This window comes from Halomarinibacterium sedimenti (genome assembly GCF_019312585.1).
Lineage (GTDB): Bacteria > Bacteroidota > Bacteroidia > Flavobacteriales > Flavobacteriaceae > Halomarinibacterium > Halomarinibacterium sedimenti.
On the sequence record NZ_JAHWDP010000002.1, the window covers coordinates 267,415 to 283,454 of the forward strand.

Below are 16,040 nucleotides of genomic sequence, written 5' to 3' on the forward strand. Positions count from 1 at the left end.
CACTATTTTGGAAAAAAGTTATAAAGAATACTTACAACATATCACCACGTTTGTTTTTGATGTGGATGGCGTTCTAACCGATGGCACCGTGATTGTAAATACCGATGGTGAGATGCTTCGGAATATGAATATAAAAGACGGTTTTGCCCTCAAAACTGCCATCGACCAAGGTTATAATCTTTGCATTATTAGTGGTGGAAGCAATGAAGGAGTTCGTAAGCGCTTAGAAGGTTTGGGTGTAACAGAAGTACATTTAGGAGCTCATTTTAAAACAGGTACGCTAGAAAACTACTTTACCGAAAACAACATTAAACCCGAAAATGTATTGTATATGGGGGATGACCTCCCCGATTTTAAGGTGATGAAGATGGTGGGGTTACCATGTTGTCCGCAGGATGCTGTTCCAGAAATTAAGCATATTTCAAAATATGTTTCCCATAAAAAAGGTGGAAAAGGCTGTGTTCGAGATGTCATTGAGCAGGTTCTTAAGGTACAAGGAAAATGGTTTAACGGTGGCGATGCCAGTGCTAAAGAAGGATAAAATAATTCCGTGTTGGCATATTTAAAAATCATACGACCCATAAACCTTTTGCTCATCATTTTGGCAATGGTGTTGATAAAATACACGCTATTTGAACCCTTTGAAGTTTCACTTGCCTTAACTCCACTCACTTTTTCAATTTTAGCATTAGCAACCATTTGTATTGCCGCTGGGGGAAATGTTATTAACGACATTCAAGATGTAGCCATTGATAAAATCAACAAGCCCCACAAGCTTATAGTCGGAAAATCTATTTCCGAAAAAGCTGCTTATAATTACTATATTTTCCTTACCTCCATTGGGGTTATATTAGGTTTTATGGTTTCAAATATTGTTCAAAAGCCCAGTTTAGCAGTAGTATTTATTCTTGTGGCTGCACTACTCTATTGGTATGCCACTTTTATAAAATTGATGCTATTAATTGGAAATTTACTGGTATCAGTTTTAGTAGGATTTAGCCTTTTAATAGTTGTCCTTTTTGATATTTTCCCCGTTTTAAATGAATTAGAAAAACCCCTTCAATTACTACTTTCGAAAACTGTTTTGGGATATGCAGTGGCTGCCTTTTATTTTAATTTTTTGAGAGAAATTGTAAAGGATATTCAAGATATTAATGGCGATAAAAATGGTGAAAGAACTACATTGCCTATGGTTATAGGTATTTCTAGAACGACCACCCTTGCATTTTGTTTGGGAATATTTTCTCTATTTATGATATTAATATTTGCCTTTAACAACCTTTATCAGCATACCCTTTTACTATTCTATTATATCTTTTTATTGGGTGGTCCTTTGCTTGTTTTTTCAATAAAAGCATGGAGTGCTAAAAAATCAAAAGACTATAAGTTACTTTCACTACTACTAAAAGTTATTATGTTTTTAGGGGTTTGTTCCATTCCCTTCTATGCTCAAATCATCCATACCCTATGAATTTTAATTTTGAAGCAGCGAATATTATAGAAAACGACAGGGTACTTCTTCGTCCTTTAGTAAAGGAAGATATATCTCATTTACTTCCTTTTTCTTTAAACGAACCTGAACTCTGGACCTATTCGCTAGTCCCTGCGAATGGTGAAGAAAATCTGAAAAAATATATGGAACTAGCGCTTGCAAAAAGGGAGCAGCTTGACTCCTACCCTTTTATAGTTTATGATAAAAGAACACATCAATATGCTGGCAGTACGCGGTTTTATGATATTCAGATACAACATAACACCTTGCAGTTAGGCTACACTTGGTATGGTAAGGCATTTCAAGGAACAGGTTTAAATAAACATTGTAAATACCTACTTCTCAAATTTGCTTTTGAAACAGTTGGAGTTGACCGAGTAGAATTTAGAGCCGACAACAACAACAAGAGAAGTATTGCGGCCATGCAAAGTATAGGTTGTACCGTTGAAGGTGTTTTACGAAGTAATTGTAAAGCTATGGATGGCAGGAGAGATAGTATTGTTTTAAGTATTTTAAAAGATGAATGGACCGCAAATGTGAAATCCCTTTTGCTAAATAAATTGAACTGAAAAACTAATGTATGCTAAAAGAAAAGTTAAAAAACTATCATATCATTCTTGCCTCTGGATCTCCTCGAAGACATCATTTCTTTAAAGAATTGGATGTTGATTTCACTATTGATGTTCGCGAAGTGGAGGAAGTGTATCCTTCTCATTTAAAGGCCTCAGAAATTACCGATTATTTGGCACAATTAAAGGCTTCGGTTTTTAAAGACATTTCAGAAAAGGATATCATAATCACCAGCGACACAATTGTTTGGAAGGACCATGAAGCCATTGGAAAACCTAAAGATTTTGATGATGCCGTGCAAATGCTGCAACATTTAAGTGGTAATATGCACGAGGTATATACATCAGTATGCTTTACATCAAAAGACTTTCAGATCACGGTAAACGATTGCACTAAAGTGTGGTTTAATGAATTTACCCTAGAAGAAATTAAATATTACCTCAACACCTGCAAGCCATTTGACAAAGCTGGTAGCTATGGCATTCAAGATTGGCTGGGATATATGGGAGTAGAAAAATTGGAAGGTTGCTTTTTTAATGTGATGGGGCTTCCCACAAGACTTGTTTATAAAACGTTAATGGGGATTGCCAACCGTTGATTTTGTGTTATTTTTACAAAAAACAATTCTAAATGCCAGTTTTCAAAGCAATTATTATTGCGCCTTTTCTAAGTTTATTTGTATTTGTTGGGTGTAAAAATTCTGAAAACAATCTTATCCCTGCATCACAAAATGAAAATGCTATCAAAAGAAACCTTCCAGAAGAGTTTAAAACCTATTGGTATGATGGAAATGCTGAAATTACATCCTACAACTTGCTACAAGAACGCTATGGGGAGCTACGAAAAGGCAAAGCGGTAAACATTTTTGTAACAGAGGATTTTTTACCTGAGGCACAGGTGAAAGCTAACAACATTTCTGAAGAAAACATACCTGTTTTAAAACTAAATCAGGTAAAGAAATACGTTACGGGTATTTATCCATATTCGGTTATGACAAGCGCTTTTAGTCCGTTAAATTCTACGCAACATGCTGTTAAGCTTTCGTTTAGCATGCAGGAATGGTGTGGGCAGGCTTATGTACAACTTAATAACAGAAAAGAATTTGAAATTATCTCTCATTCTTATTTTGAAGGAGAAGCAGATCAAAGTCTTTCCCTTACAAAAACATGGTTAGAGAGTGAAATTTGGAATCTTATTCGTATTAACCCTAATCAATTACCTACTGGAGACCTCAGTGTCTTGCCAAGTTTTGAGTATTTCAGAATGAGCCATCAAAAGATAGAATCAAAAAATGCCTACGGAAAATTAATGCAAGGGGATTCGCTCTCAACATACACACTAGAATATCCTGAAATAAAAAGATCTTTAGCTTTTTATTTTAATAGCCAATCACCTTATGAAATAGAGCGCTGGGAAGAAACACATCCAAATGGACTTAAAACGACAGCTGAAAAATTACGGCGAATAAAATCGAAGTATTGGTCGCAAAATGGTACTCAGTTTGAATTTTTAAGAGACTCACTATTACTTAATTAAATTTATGTTTGAAAATTACGCTTTCGAAATTATTCTTACGGCAAGCATAGTCTTGCTTCATATAATTATCAGATTTATTTTAATTGCCGTTGTAAATCGGTTTGCAAATAAATCTGAAAAGGTAGAGCACCGTACAGGTCTCATTATAAAGTATATTGATTTTGCAATTATCTTCGGAATTGTACTTAGTTCTATTCTTATTTGGGGAGTAGATTTTAGCAGCGTAGGAGTTGTCTTATCGTCTGTTTTTGCGGTAATAGGAGTTGCTCTTTTTGCACAATGGTCTATTTTAAGCAACATTACAAGTGGAGTCATTATGTTTTTTACGTTTCCTTATAAAATTGGGGATTACATTGTTATCCATGACAAAGAATATGATTTTCAAGGCACTATTGAGGATATAAAAGGATTTCACATCTTATTAAAAACACCAGATAACCGTCTTATCACTTACCCCAATAGTTTAATGCTTCAAAAAGGAGTAAGTGTTGTAAAACCTAATGAAGTAGAAGAATTTCTTTTGGAGGAAGAGGAAAATAGCCAGCACAATATTGATTAAAACTTAAAGGATTTTTATATGTATAGAAAAATACTAAAAACAACTTTATTACTTATTATATTCATTTCGCAAGCGGTTGCTCAATCACCTAAAAAACCAAGTGTTTCCGAAATTTATCACAATCTTCAAAAATTAAATTTTTTAGGTTCTGCACTTTATATTGCTGCACATCCCGATGATGAAAACACACGACTCATCTCCTATCTTGCAAATGATGTAAAAGCACAAACTGCCTATTTATCTATTACCCGTGGAGATGGAGGTCAAAACCTTATAGGAACCGAATTAAGTGAACTTCTTGGAGTAATAAGAACGCTGGAATTATTAGCTGCTCGACGCACCGACGGAGGCCAACAATTCTTTACACGCGCTAATGACTTTGGTTATTCCAAACATCCTGATGAAACACTTGAAATTTGGAATAAAGAAGAAGTTTTAGGCGATGTAGTGCGCACCATACGAAGATTTCAACCCGATATTATAGTAAACCGATTTAATCATCGCACCCCAGGAAGCACACATGGGCACCACACCTCCTCGGCAATGTTAAGTTTTGATGCTTGGGATTTGGTAGGTGACGCTTCAAAATATCCTAGTTCTGCTTCAACTTATGGTGCTTGGCAGCCCAAACGATTATTTTTTAACACTTCTTGGTGGTTTTATGGAAGCCGTGAAAATTTTGAAAAAGCAGATAAAACGAATCTAGTGGAAGTTGAAACTGGAAACTATTATCCAAATCTAGGGTTATCCAATGGAGAAATTGCCGCCCTTAGTCGAAGTATGCATAAGTCCCAAGGATTTGGAAATACTGGTTCTAGAGGTTCTGAAACTGAATATTTAGAATTATTAAAAGGTGATATGCCAAAAGATAGAAGTAACCTTTTTGAAGGCATAAACACGACTTGGTCCCGAATTGAAGGTGGAAAAAAGGTGGGTGACATATTATATCCCATTGAGGAAAATTTCAACTTTAAAAACCCTTCAAGCCATATTCCAAAATTGATGGAAGCCTATCAATTACTTCAAAATTTACCTGAAGACCATTGGAGAAATATAAAACTAGAAGCACTAAAGCAGCTAATTGCCGATTGTGCGGGTTTATTTTTAGAAGCTGTTTCAGACCAACAAACTGTTTCTCCAAAAGGAAATATAACTGTAACTGTGGAAGCTATTAATCGTTCTGGTATTAATATGAAGTTGAATTCCGTTACTTCATCCGTAATCAGTTTCCCCACCACCTTAGTGGCAACTCCTTTAGAAAATAATGAGCCCTATTCAGTGAAAAGTGTAGAAAATACTTTTCATGCAACAACTTTTTCTGCTCCTTATTGGTTAAATGAAAAAGGCACTTTAGGAATGTACAACGTAAACGATGAAAGCCTTATTGGGCTCCCCGAGAGAAAGAACCCATTTCCTGTTACTTTTAATATGACCATTGCAGGGAAACAAATTGCATTCGAAAGAAATATTACGTACAAATATAATGACCCTGTTAAGGGAGAAGTCTATCAACCCTTCGAAGTATTACCTGTTGTTACTACTTCTATTGCAGAAAAGGTTATTATTTTTTCAAATAGCGACACAAAAGAAATCCCTGTTATCGTAAAAGGAGGTCGTGAAAATATTACAGGCACCATTTCATTACAACATCCCAAAGGTTGGGTAGTCTTTCCTCAAGAACAATCCTTTTCATTAGGACCCAAAGGAGCCACACAAACACTAATTTTTAAAGTAACCCCTCCTAAAGACCAAAGTGAGGGTTATTTAAAACCTTTAGCTCAAGTGGGTGATGTTTTTAGTGACAAAGAATTAATTACCATAGATTACGATCATATTCCGTTTCAGAATGTGTTAATGCCTTCTCAGGCAAAAATTGTTCGGATTCCTATAGAGAAACGAGGCGAAAGTATAGGTTATATTAACGGCGCAGGTGATGCTATTCCGGAAAGTTTAAAGCAAATAGGATATCAAGTAACCACCATTGCTCCTTCAGAAATTACTTCAGAAAATATAAAACACTTTGATGCTATTGTAGTTGGAATTAGAGCTTATAATACGGTGGATGAGATGGCATTCAAAAAACCTGTCCTAGATGAGTATGTAAGTAAGGGAGGGACTTTAATAGTACAATACAATACCTCCAGAGGCCTAGTAACAGAAGACTTTGCGCCACTACCCTTAAAATTATCAAGAGATCGGGTTACCGACGAAAATGCCGCCGTATCCTTTTTAGTTCCAAATCATAATGTTTTAAACTTTCCTAATAAGCTTACGCAAAAAGATTTTGAAGGTTGGGTTCAAGAACGCGGTTTGTACTTTCCGAATGAATGGGACAAAGGCTACACCCCTATTTTAGGGATGAATGATAAAGATGAAACAGAAACAAAAGGGTCACTATTGGTTGCCCGAGTGGGAAAAGGTCATTATGTGTATACAGGCCTAAGCTTTTTTAGGGAATTACCCGCAGGTGTATCGGGGGCTTACAGATTATTTGCAAATCTATTATCTTTAGGAAAATAATGGAACACGAAAAAACCTCACAAGAAGATATTCCTGTAAAATTCAGTTGGAAATTTAAATACACCTGGGTACTACTGCTTAACGCCGTTTACATTATTCTTTTTTATTTATTAATGAAAAGCTATTCGTAGATGGAAAGAATCGACTGGATAGTTTTACTTGGCACCCTGGCTTTTATTGTCCTTTATGGGATGTACAAAGCGCGCGGAAACAAAAATGTTACCGATTATCTAAAGGGAGGTAGCGAATCCAACTGGTGGACCATAGGGCTAAGCGTGATGGCAACTCAAGCCAGTGCGATAACCTTTTTATCTACTCCTGGGCAAGCCTTTCACGACGGAATGGGCTTTGTGCAGTTTTATTTTGGATTGCCTATAGCCATGGTCATCATTAGTTTGGTGTTTATCCCGTTATATCATAAAATGAAGGTCTTTACGGCATACGAATACCTCGAAGGTCGCTTCGACCTTAAAACTCGTACCCTTACCGCACTTATCTTTTTAATTCAGCGGGGGCTTTCGGCTGGAATTACCATTTTTGCACCCTCCATTATTCTTTCGGCAGTCCTTGGATGGAATCTTTTCTACCTCAATATTATTATCGGGATTCTGGTAATTATTTATGTCGTGAGTGGTGGTACCAAAGCGGTAAGTATTACGCAAAAGCAGCAAATGGGTGTGATTTTTGGCGGCATGTTTTTAGCCTTTTTAATTATTCTGAATTACTTACCCCTCGATATTTCCTTCAACAAAGCTCTTGAAATTGCAGGTGCTAATGGAAAGATGGATATTTTAGATTTCTCTTTCGATTTCGAAAATCGATACACTTTTTGGAGCGGAATCATTGGTGGAACTTTTCTCGCGCTAGCCTATTTCGGTACCGATCAAAGTCAGGTGCAACGGTACCTTTCTGGACGGTCAGTAAAACAAAGCCAAATGGGGCTGATAATGAATGGATTTTTAAAAGTACCTATGCAGTTTTTTATTCTTCTAATTGGGGTCATGGTATTTGTGTTTTATCAGTTTAATGCTTCCCCTCTTAATTTTAATCCGTCGGCCGTTAAAGACGTCATGAAGTCTGAATATGCTATCGAATACAAAGCATTGGAAGCACAAAAAACGGAACTTCAATCTAACATAGAAAGACAACAGCTTGCCTATGCCCGTACTGAAGATACTTCAGAAAAAGAAGTAATACTATCCAACATTGCACAACTAAATAATACTGAGAAAGAGCTTCGTCAAGCTTCCAAGGATATCATTAAAAAAGCAAATCCAAAGGCTGAAACCAACGATAAAGACTACGTTTTTATTCATTTTATCCTTACTCAATTACCTCGCGGACTCATAGGATTATTATTGGCTGTCATTTTAAGTGCAGCCATGTCTTCCACCGCCAGTGAATTGAACGCTTTGGGTTCTACTACGGCCATCGATTTATACAGACGAAATGTACGCGGGAAATCACCAAGTCATTACCTAAGTGCCTCTCGATGGTTTACCCTACTTTGGGGCGTTATTGCTATTGCTATTGCTTGCACGGCCAACCTATTTGATAATTTAATCCAGTTGGTGAATATTATTGGTTCTATCTTTTATGGAAATATCTTAGGGGTATTTTTATTAGCCTTCTTTATAAAGTTTGTAAAATCCAATGCAACCTTCTGGGCAGCCATCATTACTCAAATTGTTATTATTATTATTTGGTGGATAGACTTGATGCCATATCTCTGGTTAAATGTTGCTGGAGCAGGACTTGTTATATCATTGGCTATCATTTTGGAAATAATCTTAAATAATGCGCAAAATAAAATTGCAACTGAATAAATTTCACATTACACCTTTTACTTTATGAAATCGGTTTTATTTGTAGTTTCTATTTCTCTTTTAATGGTTTCATGTAACGGCCAAATAAAAACTGAGGATTCGCAAAGTACCCTACAAACAAAAGGTACAATCGCTACCAAATTTCAGCAAACATCATTACGAAATAGTGGTCTCCCCTATCTTCAAACTTCAATAAAGGATCCTTTATTCTATATCGATGGGCAATTATGTCAACATTTAAGGAAAATTTATCAAGATAAAAATGGGCAACTTTGGTTTGGAACCAATGTGTATGGTATTATGCGTTATGATGGAGAGAAACTAAAATATTTTGATGACAAAGATGGTGTTGATGGTAGAATAACAGGCATTTTAGAAGACAAAAAAGGAAATGTCTGGTTTGGAAGTGCTTCTGGGCTTATAAAATATGATGGGGTAACTTTTACAACATTTTCAAAACAAGTTCAAGATACGTATAGTAATGAAGTTTGGAGCATTTTAATAGATAGTAAAGGTACATTTTGGGTAGGTACTACAAATGGGGTCAGCCATTTTGATGGAAAAGAGTTTATTCCTTTTCCCATTCCCAAAGCAAAAGTAAAGAATTCCACGACTGTGTACTCTTATAATCGAATTACAAGCATTGTAGAAGATAAAAATGGAGCTTTCTGGTTTGGCACCGATGGATTTGGAATAACGAAATATGACGGAAACAATTTTACATTTTACACCAAAGAAAACGGACTGCCCGATAATAATGTGACGGAAATGATGATGGACAGCCGAGGGAATATTTGGATAGGAACGAATTTTGGAGGTGTGAGTATGTTTAATGGTAAATCCTTTACCAATTTTACAGAAAAAGGAATTATTAAAGGCATTGAGGTGGGAAGTTTTTATGAAGATAAAAAAGGGACCATTTGGTTCGCTGCCGAAAACCATGGTGTATATAATTATAATGGGAAATCATTTACGAGTTTTAATGAGGAACATGGATTAAACACCAATGGTGTTTTAAGTATATATCAAGATAAGGAAGATCGATTTTGGTTTGGCGGTTGGGGTGGTCTTTTCCGTTATGATGGAACATCCTTTACATCCGTTACTGCTCAGGGCCCTTGGGGTAAATAGGGTTCCTGAAGAAAAAGGATCAGATTTATAATATTGAATACCTATAATTTTTCCATTACTTTGCCTTTATGAATGTTGCCATTGTCATCTTAAACTGGAACGGGAAAGCCTTACTAGAGCAGTTTTTACCCTCGGTGGTGACACATTCTTCTCAAGCTACTGTTTATGTCGCAGATAATGCATCTACAGATGATAGTGTAGTCTTTGTGAAAGAGCATTTTCCTTCGGTAAAGATTATTCAAAACGAAGTAAATGGAGGCTATGCCAAAGGTTACAACGATGCCTTAAAGGGATTGAAAGAAGACCTCTTTATCCTACTAAATAATGACGTAGAAGTCACCGAAAACTGGCTCACACCTATCCTTTCGGCTTTCGGAAATAATCCGAACCTAGTAGCAGCTCAGCCCAAAATTCTCGATTACAAAAACAAAGACTATTTTGAATATGCCGGAGCGGCCGGAGGATTTATTGATAAACTTGGTTATCCCTATTGTCGCGGACGTATTTTTAATACCATTGAAAAAGATAAAGGACAATACAATGATGTCATTCCTATCTTTTGGGCGTCTGGTGCTTGCTTATTTGTAAAGCGTGAACCCTTTTGGAATGCAGGTGGTTTTGATGAGGACTTATTTGCACACCAAGAAGAAATAGACCTTTGCTGGCGTTTGCAAAGCCAAGGTGGTATCGTTAAATATATAGCTACCTCAACGGTATATCATTTAGGGGGTGCTACCTTAAGTGCTGCCAATCCGCAAAAGACATTCTACAATTTTAGAAACACGCTTTTAGTGCTCTTTAAGAATAGAAAGGGTGCAAAAGTGTATTTTTTAATCTTTGTTCGTTTGCTTCTTGATGGTTTGGCTGGAATTCAGTTTCTATTTCAAGGAAAATTTGGTCATTTTTGGGCCATTTTAAGAGCACATTTTAGTTTTTATAAATGGTCGACAAAATACCTTCAAAAAAGAAAAAAATACGCCACAACCAATAAATACTGGCACTCACCATCTATCGTTTGGCGATATTTCGTCCAAAAAAGACGTACCTTTAACGATATTTAATAATTTTTACTTAAATTATTGTTAAGGCATTATTTTTGATAGTGCTAATTGCTAATTTTGGTCAAACTAAATCTATAACTTATTATGAAAAAAATCTTTTTATTAATGCTAATGTCGGGACTTGTCTTAACTTCCTGTGTTTCAAAAAAACAATACGCAGAACTTGAAGCCAAGCAAAAGAAAACCCAAGATTTATTGAACACTGCCACCGTAAAATTAAATGCGTGTGAAGCAGACAAAGCAGCTGCTAATGCAACTATTGCAGCCCTTGAGAAACGTGTCGCAGACCTTAAACAAGATAAAGACGACTTAATTAAAAGTTCAAAGGATCTTACAATGCTAACCAAACAAGGTGCTACTAATCTTGAAAAATCATTGGAAAGTTTAAAAGAAAAAGATCTTAAAATTAGCCGTTTACAGGATGCCCTTAACAAAAAGGACAGTGTAACATTAGCGCTAGTAACAAGTCTTAAGAAAGAGGTAGGGCTTAACGATCAAGACATCCAAATTAATGTAGAAAAAGGAGTGGTGTTTATCTCGTTAAGTGATAAAGTATTATTTAAAAGCGGAAGCTACGAATTATCTAATAGAGCAAATGAAATCTTAGGTAAAGTGGCTACTGTAATTAATAGCAAGCCAGATTTTGAAGCTTTAGTAGAAGGTCATACAGATAATGTACCTTATAGAAGCGGTGTGTTGCTTGACAACTGGGATTTAAGTGCAAAACGTGCCACAGCCGTAGTTCGTAAATTAAAAGAACTAGGAGCAAATCCAGCTCAATTAATTGCTGCTGGACGTGGAGAATATGTGCCTTTGGTACCTAACACAACTGCTGAGAACAAATCTACAAACCGTAGAACTAAAATTTATGTGTTGCCAAAAATTGACCAGTTCTATAGTATGATTGAAGAAGAGCTTGAAACTTTATCTAAGGAGGGAAAATAATTCCTTAGCTTATATACCAATTGTAAAATCCTCAGCAATGCTGGGGATTTTTTTTTAAATTAATCACTCTAAATATGTGATTTTAATCATATTAATTCTTACAAACATAACTTAATTTTGATAGAATCATAAAATCCACCCAAAATGAAAAAAATAGCCATTTTTTTACTTTCTGCAGGAATCATGATGAGTTCATGTGTTTCTAAAAAAAAGTACGTAGAACTTGAGGCAAAACAAAACAAGACTCAAAACTTACTAAACTCTACAACCGTAAAATTAAACGCTTGTGAAGCAGACAAAGCAGCGGCGAATGCAACCATTGCTGCTCTAGAAAAACGAGTGATAGACCTTAAACAAGATAAAGAAGATCTTATTAAAAGCTCAAAAGACCTTACCATCCTTACCCAACAAGGCGCTACCAATCTTGAAAAATCATTAGAAAGTTTAAAAGAGAAAGACCTAAAAATAAACCGCCTTCAGGATGCTTTAAATAAAAAAGACAGTGTTACGCTAGCACTAGTTACCAGTTTGAAAAAAGAAGTAGGACTTAACGATGAGGATATTCAAATTAATGTAGAAAAAGGAGTGGTGTTTATTTCATTAAGTGATAAAGTACTGTTTAAAAGTGGAAGTTATGAACTTTCGGTAAGAGCCAACGAAATCTTAGGAAAAGTAGCTACTGTAATTAATAGTAAACCAGATTTTGAGGCCCTTGTTGAAGGACATACTGATAATGTCCCCTATAAGAATGGCTTGCTACTTGATAACTGGGACTTAAGCGCAAAACGCGCCACTGCAGTAGTTCGCAAATTAATGGAATTAGGTGCCAATCCAATACAGTTAATTGCTGCGGGTCGTGGAGAATACGTTCCTTTAGTACCAAACGATACCGCTGAAAACAAATCAATTAATAGAAGAACAAAAATCTACGTGCTTCCAAAAATTGACCAGTTTTACACTATGATAGAAAAGGAACTTAAAACACTTTCTGAAGAAGAAAACTAAAATGTTATTTTAATCCTTTAAAAACTCGGCTTTTACAGTCGAGTTTTTTATTGCTACAGTTTGAATTATTTTTTTCTTCCCGACCTAAGCAATTCAAAAAAAAATTATCTTTAATATTTATTAGGATAATAACAATCTAAAAATCAATACAATGAAAAAATTAATACCTATTTTATGTATTACTCTTATGGGTTTTACTACACTACAAGCTCAAATTTCAAAAGAAGAAAGAGCAGCTGCCATTGCAGAAATGACTAAAACTCACGACCTCCTTTTAACAACTATTAAAGGGTTGAGCGAAGAACAGCTTAACTTTCGAAGTGATGTAGACTCTTGGTCTATTGCAGAATGTGTAGAACATATTGCGATTTCTGAAAATAACCTCTTTGGTATGGCAATGGGTGCTCTAGAAACTCCAGCAGACCCTTCAAAAAGAGGGGACGTAAAAATGACAGATGAACAACTTATGGCTATCATTGTCGATAGAAGTACTAAAGTAAAAACGTCTGAAGCCTTTGAACCTAGCGGGAAATTTGGCTCCTTTGAAGAAACCTTAAATGCCTTTTTGGAAAAAAGAAAATCGAATATGGAATTTGTTTCATCTACCAATGCCGATTTAAGAAACCATTACGCTCAATTGCCTTTTGGTACTATTGATGCCTATCAAGCCCTTTTGTTTATGTCTGGTCATACCGAAAGACACATTTTACAAATTGTGGAAGTAATGGAAAATGATGATTTTCCTGGAATGTAATTTCCATTCATTCTAAAACAATGAACCCTCAGTAAAACTGGGGGTTCATTGTTTTTAATAAGGCCAATTTACTTCCAAGGGTTTCTTCATCCACGGAAATTTAATTATTGAAAACGAAAAGGGAGAACTATTAATTAACAAATCGTAGGCTTTTTTTTCAACCGTTAAATTCCAATGATTAGATTCTTCACTAAGCAAACCATCCCTTACCAACCAATTTCCTCTAAAACCATCAATAGAAGTGTTTCCAATAGCAGACCAATGAGCAATGGCCGCATCTAGTAAACCATTCATCAATTCCTTATCTGCCTCAGTAATGTTAACTTCTTCTGGCACTGGATGTGTAATGGGTATTCCACAAATAATTTTATTGAGCGCTAAAAGATATTCTTCTGTGTTTGACAACCCAGTTGCTAAATACTGCAAACAATGAATACCTTTAAATTGATCTTCTTTAGAAATAAACTGGTTATTATCAACAAGTCCCAATCGCTGAAAAAGCAAAGGGAAATATCCATTTAACAATACTAGCCCTGCATTTCTTATGGCGATTGTTTGGTGCGCATTATTCATCGCTTATTATTATTTGTTCATATGCTAATTCTAAAGTATCTATGGCAACTTCATTCCCATCCGATTTTAAATCGGTGCTCGTAATTTTGGTGGGCCAAGCGTTGTTCAGTTGCCATTGTATTGTCACAGCGCCATTTTCATCTAACAATTTTATCAATACTGTTCTTCTTTTAATGGTATTCATAGAGATTTCCTTGTGCCAATTCCAAAAGGCATTGTCATTTACAAAGACACCACGCTTCATAGTAACATTGCCATACTTTACAATTCCCGGCAAATTTTCGGCAGAAAATATGGGGTTGTTGTTTTTTCGATATTCAATAATCTGGTTTTCCACATCCAATCCAGAAACTTCCTGAAAGGCTACTCCTTCCAATTCGGTTCCAAGATCGACTTCAAATCGAAACTTCGGCATAGGCCACGTTGAGCCTTCTTTACTTCCGTCTGTTGCCATACTATTATTTTTTAATATTGGTAAATATTGATTTAACTTGATTTTTGCATCTCCTGAACAAAAGATATTACTATAAATTCAGCGGGATGTGTAACAGCAACTTTAACAGTTACTCTCAAAAAACCAAGCAAAATATCTTCTGATGTCATGGTACTTCCTAGACCACATTCCACTTGAAAAGCATCTGAAGGACTTGCTCCCTGCAAACCTCCTTCTTTCCAAACAGTTGTTAAAAAACTACTTATCATAGCCTTTACACCCTCCCAAGTGTTTTTATCATTAGGCTCAAAAACATAGGCATGAGTTGCAAGCTTACAGGACTGCTCTAAATATATAAGTGTACGTCGAACAGGTAGATATTTCCAATCTAAATTATTACCATCTAAGGTACGTGCACCCCAAACTAAAATTCCCAATCCGTTAAAATATCTAATGGCATTAATAGATTTGCCTGAAACAGCATCTACATTTAAAGGGCCTTGTTGTGCTTCAGATAGTTGAATAGGTAATCTATATGCTCCAACAATACTAGTGTTTGCCGGAGCTTGCCACACTCCTATTTCATTATCCATGGTGGTTATAACGCCTGCCATACCCCCACTAGGAGGTAATATATTTGCGGATTCTAACACATGTTTTATAATAATAGAATAATCCTTACTAGCACTTAAAAGCGAATTATTAAGTTGTGAAACGGTTAGGCTTGAATCCCCGTTTTCAATGGATGTTAAAATAGGTGCTACACTTTGATTTGGTGCTGATGAAGGATTAAGAATTGGCTCTAACTGTTTTATATCGCCACCAAATAAATTGGTATAATCAATATCTGTGTTCTGCATAATAGTTGTTCCCACAAAAGGATAATATGCCACTCCATAACTTAACCCTTTAGCACCAGTATTATTTCTAAAATTAGTGATATCGTCGGTATACATAATAGGATCTGGATTCCTTCCACCTATTACATCAAAAATACTTATAGCCGTTCCCATTTCCTCATTTTGGAGTAACATGGATTGCATCAATGTTCCGTTATCTTCTAGAGTTAATAGTGTTGCTTCTGGGCAGATATACATTGTAGGCTCATCTTCATTTTTAAGTAAATGAACACCATTTAAAAGATCATCCAATTTTACATTAGGATTAACTATTTGTTGTTCTGGACTAAGAGGCTTTTTTGACGGAGGACCGTAGGTGCCCACCGAAACTATATAGGCATCTGCTCCCCCATTTTCATAAAACAATCGGATGCTATTGTAAAAGTAGTAAATGGTATTGGGGTCTGGTGCAATAGCATAATAATTACCATCGTTTAACATAAAGCCCATGTTTTCATGCTCCTGATTCTGTTTTACAACATAATACTCTGGAGTGTATTGTTTGGCGGGACTCGCTGGCGCAGGTGGATTAGGATAACAATAGATAGCTTGAAACTCTGCAAATGAAGAAATTCTTAAAGGTACATTTGTATACGATTTTCCATTGTAGGTTGCTTTGGGCGTATATCCAATAAATGCTGGAACCGCGGTGGGTACAGGAACTACCGAATTCGGAAAAGCACTCTCTTCATTAATATAAATCCCAGGAGTTTTAATAGGTGGTAGGTTCATAATA

The 16,040-nt window shown here is 35.8% G+C and carries 17 protein-coding genes; 14 read left to right on the top strand and 3 right to left on the bottom strand.

The annotated features are described in order from the left end of the window. Window positions 1-7: 7 nt before the first annotated feature. From KXJ69_RS05855 to KXJ69_RS05915, 14 genes are all read left to right on the top strand, one after another. The gene (locus tag KXJ69_RS05855; RefSeq protein WP_255571226.1) at window positions 8-541 is read left to right on the top strand and encodes a KdsC family phosphatase; all 534 of its coding nucleotides are present in this window, start codon (window positions 8-10) and stop codon (window positions 539-541) included. A gap of 12 nt (window positions 542-553) precedes the next feature. Continuing rightward, on the top strand, window positions 554-1,471 hold the full coding sequence (locus KXJ69_RS05860; RefSeq protein ID WP_219052040.1) for a geranylgeranylglycerol-phosphate geranylgeranyltransferase: 918 nt from the start codon (window positions 554-556) through the stop codon (window positions 1,469-1,471). Next, complete coding sequence (locus tag KXJ69_RS05865; RefSeq protein ID WP_219052041.1) at window positions 1,468-2,061, top strand: GNAT family N-acetyltransferase; 594 nt, start codon at window positions 1,468-1,470, stop codon at window positions 2,059-2,061. Before KXJ69_RS05860 ends, KXJ69_RS05865 begins: the two co-directional genes overlap by 4 nt. Window positions 2,062-2,072: 11 nt before the next feature. After that, the gene (locus tag KXJ69_RS05870) at window positions 2,073-2,660 is read left to right on the top strand and encodes a Maf family nucleotide pyrophosphatase (RefSeq protein ID WP_219052042.1); all 588 of its coding nucleotides are present in this window, start codon (window positions 2,073-2,075) and stop codon (window positions 2,658-2,660) included. Between the two features lie 32 nt (window positions 2,661-2,692). Continuing rightward, window positions 2,693-3,598: a septum formation inhibitor Maf gene (locus KXJ69_RS05875; RefSeq protein ID WP_219052043.1), complete on the top strand. Its 906-nt coding sequence runs from the start codon at window positions 2,693-2,695 to the stop codon at window positions 3,596-3,598. Window positions 3,599-3,602: 4 nt separating this feature from the next. Then, complete coding sequence (locus tag KXJ69_RS05880) at window positions 3,603-4,157, top strand: mechanosensitive ion channel domain-containing protein (RefSeq protein WP_219052044.1); 555 nt, start codon at window positions 3,603-3,605, stop codon at window positions 4,155-4,157. 18 nt (window positions 4,158-4,175) lie between these two features. Continuing rightward, complete coding sequence (locus KXJ69_RS05885) at window positions 4,176-6,677, top strand: PIG-L family deacetylase (protein ID WP_219052045.1); 2,502 nt, start codon at window positions 4,176-4,178, stop codon at window positions 6,675-6,677. Further along, on the top strand, window positions 6,677-6,808 hold the full coding sequence (locus KXJ69_RS13680; RefSeq protein ID WP_255571227.1) for a hypothetical protein: 132 nt from the start codon (window positions 6,677-6,679) through the stop codon (window positions 6,806-6,808). The genes KXJ69_RS05885 and KXJ69_RS13680 overlap by 1 nt, the downstream gene beginning before the upstream one ends. Continuing rightward, window positions 6,809-8,503: a sodium:solute symporter family protein gene (locus KXJ69_RS05890; RefSeq protein ID WP_219052046.1), complete on the top strand. Its 1,695-nt coding sequence runs from the start codon at window positions 6,809-6,811 to the stop codon at window positions 8,501-8,503. It abuts the gene before it with no gap. A 24-nt stretch (window positions 8,504-8,527) separates the two neighbouring features. Continuing rightward, window positions 8,528-9,634 (top strand): ligand-binding sensor domain-containing protein, encoded by a 1,107-nt coding sequence (locus KXJ69_RS05895; protein WP_219052047.1) that lies wholly within the window; start codon window positions 8,528-8,530, stop codon window positions 9,632-9,634. A gap of 68 nt (window positions 9,635-9,702) precedes the next feature. Beyond that, entirely contained in the window at window positions 9,703-10,695 is a 993-nt protein-coding gene (locus KXJ69_RS05900; RefSeq protein WP_219052048.1) for a glycosyltransferase family 2 protein, read from the top strand. An 84-nt stretch (window positions 10,696-10,779) separates the two neighbouring features. Continuing rightward, entirely contained in the window at window positions 10,780-11,640 is an 861-nt protein-coding gene (locus KXJ69_RS05905) for an OmpA/MotB family protein (RefSeq protein WP_219052049.1), read from the top strand. A 144-nt stretch (window positions 11,641-11,784) separates the two neighbouring features. After that, the gene (locus KXJ69_RS05910) at window positions 11,785-12,645 is read left to right on the top strand and encodes an OmpA/MotB family protein (RefSeq protein WP_219052050.1); all 861 of its coding nucleotides are present in this window, start codon (window positions 11,785-11,787) and stop codon (window positions 12,643-12,645) included. 151 nt (window positions 12,646-12,796) lie between these two features. After that, a complete protein-coding gene (locus KXJ69_RS05915) occupies window positions 12,797-13,399 on the top strand; it encodes a DinB family protein (RefSeq protein ID WP_219052051.1) in 603 nt (200 codons plus the stop codon). 54 nt (window positions 13,400-13,453) lie between these two features. On the opposite strand, the gene KXJ69_RS05920 is transcribed toward KXJ69_RS05915, so the two are convergent. The 3 genes from KXJ69_RS05920 to KXJ69_RS05930 are packed head-to-tail and all read right to left on the bottom strand — an operon-like array spanning window position 13,454 to window position 16,036. Further along, window positions 13,454-13,972, bottom strand: a complete 519-nt coding sequence (locus tag KXJ69_RS05920) for a contractile injection system tape measure protein (protein WP_219052052.1) — start codon at window positions 13,970-13,972, stop codon at window positions 13,454-13,456. Further along, on the bottom strand, window positions 13,965-14,426 hold the full coding sequence (locus KXJ69_RS05925) for a phage tail protein (protein ID WP_219052053.1): 462 nt from the start codon (window positions 14,424-14,426) through the stop codon (window positions 13,965-13,967). Before KXJ69_RS05925 ends, KXJ69_RS05920 begins: the two co-directional genes overlap by 8 nt. 32 nt (window positions 14,427-14,458) lie before the next feature. Next, window positions 14,459-16,036, bottom strand: a complete 1,578-nt coding sequence (locus KXJ69_RS05930; protein WP_219052054.1) for a phage tail sheath family protein — start codon at window positions 16,034-16,036, stop codon at window positions 14,459-14,461. Window positions 16,037-16,040 lie beyond the last annotated feature (4 nt).

Excerpts from the sequence above, each read along its gene's own strand:
- KXJ69_RS05865 (WP_219052041.1), top strand. The coding sequence starts at position 1,468 with ATGAATTTTAATTTTGAAGCAGCGAATATTATAGAAAACGACAGGGTA.
- KXJ69_RS05870 (WP_219052042.1), top strand. The coding sequence starts at position 2,073 with ATGCTAAAAGAAAAGTTAAAAAACTATCATATCATTCTTGCCTCTGGA.
- KXJ69_RS05875 (WP_219052043.1), top strand. The coding sequence starts at position 2,693 with ATGCCAGTTTTCAAAGCAATTATTATTGCGCCTTTTCTAAGTTTATTT.
- KXJ69_RS05880 (WP_219052044.1), top strand. The coding sequence starts at position 3,603 with ATGTTTGAAAATTACGCTTTCGAAATTATTCTTACGGCAAGCATAGTC.
- KXJ69_RS05885 (WP_219052045.1), top strand. The coding sequence starts at position 4,176 with ATGTATAGAAAAATACTAAAAACAACTTTATTACTTATTATATTCATT.
- KXJ69_RS13680 (WP_255571227.1), top strand. The coding sequence starts at position 6,677 with ATGGAACACGAAAAAACCTCACAAGAAGATATTCCTGTAAAATTCAGT.
- KXJ69_RS05890 (WP_219052046.1), top strand. The coding sequence starts at position 6,809 with ATGGAAAGAATCGACTGGATAGTTTTACTTGGCACCCTGGCTTTTATT.
- KXJ69_RS05895 (WP_219052047.1), top strand. The coding sequence starts at position 8,528 with ATGAAATCGGTTTTATTTGTAGTTTCTATTTCTCTTTTAATGGTTTCA.
- KXJ69_RS05900 (WP_219052048.1), top strand. The coding sequence starts at position 9,703 with ATGAATGTTGCCATTGTCATCTTAAACTGGAACGGGAAAGCCTTACTA.
- KXJ69_RS05905 (WP_219052049.1), top strand. The coding sequence starts at position 10,780 with ATGAAAAAAATCTTTTTATTAATGCTAATGTCGGGACTTGTCTTAACT.
- KXJ69_RS05910 (WP_219052050.1), top strand. The coding sequence starts at position 11,785 with ATGAAAAAAATAGCCATTTTTTTACTTTCTGCAGGAATCATGATGAGT.
- KXJ69_RS05915 (WP_219052051.1), top strand. The coding sequence starts at position 12,797 with ATGAAAAAATTAATACCTATTTTATGTATTACTCTTATGGGTTTTACT.
- KXJ69_RS05920 (WP_219052052.1), bottom strand. The coding sequence starts at position 13,972 with ATGAATAATGCGCACCAAACAATCGCCATAAGAAATGCAGGGCTAGTA.
- KXJ69_RS05925 (WP_219052053.1), bottom strand. The coding sequence starts at position 14,426 with ATGGCAACAGACGGAAGTAAAGAAGGCTCAACGTGGCCTATGCCGAAG.
- KXJ69_RS05930 (WP_219052054.1), bottom strand. The coding sequence starts at position 16,036 with ATGAACCTACCACCTATTAAAACTCCTGGGATTTATATTAATGAAGAG.